General features: G+C 57.3%; 1 protein-coding gene. It reads right to left on the bottom strand.

The window, feature by feature from the left end; translation table 11 throughout:
- Positions 1-31: 31 nt before the first annotated feature.
- The coding region (locus FQ755_RS02300; RefSeq protein WP_313957400.1) for an SDR family NAD(P)-dependent oxidoreductase at positions 32-783 on the bottom strand (752 nt) is incomplete at its 5' end.

Here is a 783-nt window from a genome sequence, read left to right as displayed (position 1 = left end):
CGGTCCGGCGCCACGTGTTTCGGGCAATCGGTCAGTATTGAGAGACGCCGCCATCGACATCCAGCTCAACGCCCGTAATGTAAGCACTGTCTTCGGACGCGAGGAACACGGCCGCCTTGCCCAAGTCCTCGGGGCTACCCAGCCGAGACAGAGGAATCGTGTCGACAATGCCGGCATGCGCAGCCTCGGGGATCAACAACTGCAGTCCAGGGGTCAAGGTGTGGCCCGGGCTTAACACATTGATGCGGATGCCAAACTCTTTGGTGTCCAGTATCAAACTGCGGGCTAGGCTGCGCACGGCCGCCTTCGTCGACGAATAGACCGACATATCGGGCATACCGATGGAACCGGCGATTGAGCCCGTGAAAATCACTGATGAACCCTTTGACAGCAGGGGGAGGGCTTTCTGGAAACCGAACAGCAGGCCCTTTACGTTCGCGTTGTACGTCTTGTCGAAATGCTCCTCAATAATCTCACCGAACTTCATAAACTCATAGAATCCGGCGTTCAACGCTAATACATCGATGCTCCCGGCCTTCTGTTTGACCGTTGCATACAGCGTATCTAGATCGGCAAGCTTGCCCGCATCGCCTTGAATGCCGACCGCACCATGGCCAATTTCCGCTACCGCTCGGTCAAGTTCAGACCGGCGGCGGCCCGTGATGAACACGCGTGCGCCTTCATTGGCGAACGCTTTGGCGACACCGAGGCCGATACCGGCGCTGGCACCGGTAACTACGGCGACCTTACCCTCAAGTTTTCTGCTCATGATTTCGTTCCTTC

Source organism: Paraburkholderia sp. BCC1885 (genome assembly GCF_900996235.1).
GTDB lineage: Bacteria > Pseudomonadota > Gammaproteobacteria > Burkholderiales > Burkholderiaceae > Paraburkholderia.
Note: the sequence above shows the minus strand (reverse complement) of the source record. Positions and strands in the feature narration are given on the sequence as shown.